3 protein-coding genes are annotated in these 2408 nt (G+C 52.7%); all 3 read left to right on the top strand.

Translation table 11 applies throughout. The features are described 5' to 3' along the window. Nucleotides 1-262, top strand: a 262-nt coding sequence (locus tag AC6F7T_RS12850; RefSeq protein WP_500719442.1) for a cupin domain-containing protein, incomplete at its 5' end; no start/stop codon positions are given. A gap of 168 nt (nucleotides 263-430) precedes the next feature. Beyond that, complete coding sequence (locus tag AC6F7T_RS12845; protein ID WP_500719440.1) at nucleotides 431-805, top strand: four helix bundle protein; 375 nt, start codon at nucleotides 431-433, stop codon at nucleotides 803-805. Nucleotides 806-859: 54 nt separating this feature from the next. Continuing rightward, the gene (locus tag AC6F7T_RS12840; RefSeq protein WP_500719438.1) at nucleotides 860-2206 is read left to right on the top strand and encodes a phosphohexomutase domain-containing protein; all 1347 of its coding nucleotides are present in this window, start codon (nucleotides 860-862) and stop codon (nucleotides 2204-2206) included. Nucleotides 2207-2408: the final 202 nt, after the last annotated feature.

Below are 2408 nucleotides of genomic sequence, written 5' to 3'. Positions count from 1 at the left end.
CGTCAACCCCGGCGCCAGCCTGTCACTGCAGAAACACCACCACCGCGCCGAGCATTGGATCGTCGTCAACGGCACAGCCCGCATCATCTGTGATGACAAGGTGCTGATCTTAAGCGAAAACCAGTCAACCTACATCCCCTTAGGCGCCGTCCACCGCTTAGAGAACCCCGGCAAAATCCCTTTAGAGATGATCGAAGTCCAATCAGGGAGTTATCTGGGGGAGGATGATATTGTGCGTTATGAGGATGATTATGGGCGGTAAGAAAGTGAACAGTAAGCCGTGAGCAGTAAGCAGTAAAATAAATCGTGAGCGGTGAGCCGTGAACCGTAAGCCGTGAAAATGAATCGTAAGCGGTGAGCGGTGAGCTAGAATCGTAAGCCGTAAGTTGTGAAGTGTGAAGTGTGAATACTCTTTGGAGGGGGGCTTGGGATGGAGAAGAAACAGTTTCAGGGTTTTGAAAATCTTGAGGTTTGGAAAACGTCATGTCAGTTATGTGTTGAAACTTATGCTGCTTTTCGAGGTCTGAAAGACTTCGGTTTTAAAGATCAGGTCTGCCGGGCTTCCGTTTCTATTCCCAGCAACATCGCTGAAGGGTATGAAAGAAACGGGCAAAAGGAATTCATTCGTTTTTTGAATATAGCAAAGGGTTCATGTGGTGAATTTAAAACACAGATCTATATTGCTCAGAAGATCGGATACTTGGAAAAAGAGGTCGCACAAAACCTCTTGATCATGGCGAGGAATATAGCAGCAATGCTCACCAAATTGATCAACTCAATGTTGAACCGTCAAAAAACTGAATAGGGTCGCTTGTGCTGCTCACTGTTCACCGCTTACCGCTCACAATGAAGGATTTTTATGAATTTGACAGCCTTTAAGGCCTACGACATCCGCGGTCGGATCCCGGACCAATTAAACGATGACATCGCCTACCGTATCGGCCGTGCCTACGCTGAACAGTTTAAACCGCTGTTGACGGTGGTCGGGCGGGATGTTCGTTTGTCGAGTGAATCACTGTGCCGGGCTCTGGCCCGGGGGCTGATGGCCGGCGGCAGCAACGTCGATGACCTTGGCCTGTGCGGCACTGAAGAGGTTTATCATGGCACCGTCTGCCGCGCTGCTGATGGCGGCATTATGGTCACCGCCAGCCATAACCCTATCGACTTTAACGGGATGAAGCTGGTGCGTCGCGATGCCGTGCCGGTCAGTGGTGACAGTGGTCTGGAGCGTCTGCGCATCCTGGCGCAAAACAATGATTTTGTTGCGACCAGGACGGTTGGAGGGCTCCAGCAGGTCAGTTGTCGTACACAGTATATCGACAAACTCCTGTCATTCGTTCAGCTCGACCAGATCAAGCCCCTCAAGGTGGTGGTCAATGCCGGTAACGGCTGCGCCGGTCCGGTGCTGGATCAGTTGGAAAATCATCTGCCGGTAGAGATGATCAAGATCTGTCATGAGCCGGACGGAACCTTCCCCTCGGGCATTCCCAACCCCCTGTTGCCGGAAAATCGCAGTATCACCAGCCATGCCGTGCGTGAACAGGGTGCTGACCTCGGCGTCGCCTGGGATGGGGATTTTGATCGCTGTTTCTTTTTTGATGAAAAAGGTGATTTCATTGAAGGCTATTACCTGGTTGGTCTACTGGCCACCGTATTGCTTGCTGCTCATCCGGGTGAAAAAATCATCCATGATCCACGCCTGACCTGGAACAGTATCGATCAGATCCGCGCCGCCGGCGGAATGCCGATCCAGAGCAAAACCGGCCACGCCTTTATCAAAGAACGGATGCGTCAGGAAAACGCCCTGTACGGTGGGGAGATGAGTGCCCATCATTATTTCCGTGATTTTTACTACGCCGACAGCGGCATGATCCCGTTCCTCATTATTCTCGAATTGCTCAGCACCACCGGAAAACCCCTGTCGGCCCTGGTTGAAGAACGCATCGCCCGCTACCCGGCCAGCGGCGAAATCAACCGCAGCGTCACCGATACCGCCACGGTGATCCAACAGATCCGTCAACACTATGAGCCACAAGCCATCGCCATAGACTTAACCGACGGCCTCAGCCTTGACATGGGCGCCTGGCGTTTCAACCTGCGTCAATCCAACACCGAACCCGTCATCCGCCTCAACGTCGAATCCCGCGGTGATATTAAGCTGATGGAGATGAAAACGGCCGAATTGTTGGAGAGGATTGAAGGGTAATAGGTAGTGGGGAGTGGGGAGTGGGGAGTGGGGAGTGGGGAGTGGGGAGTGGGGAGTGGGGAGTGGGAAGGAAAAGGTATGAAAAATATAGCGAATTTTCTGTTTGAAGTGGGGATGCTCAAGCGTACGCCGCGCACCGGCTTTCAGTTTCTTGGATCGGGCGCCCAGTCGGTGGCAGAGCACAGTTTTCGCACGGCGATGA

The organism is Pelovirga sp. (assembly GCF_059864205.1).
Note: the sequence above shows the minus strand (reverse complement) of the source record. Positions and strands in the feature narration are given on the sequence as shown.

What these genes read in the sequence shown, in the direction of transcription:
- AC6F7T_RS12845 (WP_500719440.1), top strand. Translation starts at nt 431, where the DNA reads ATGGAGAAGAAACAGTTTCAGGGTTTTGAAAATCTTGAGGTTTGGAAA.
- AC6F7T_RS12840 (WP_500719438.1), top strand. Translation starts at nt 860, where the DNA reads ATGAATTTGACAGCCTTTAAGGCCTACGACATCCGCGGTCGGATCCCG.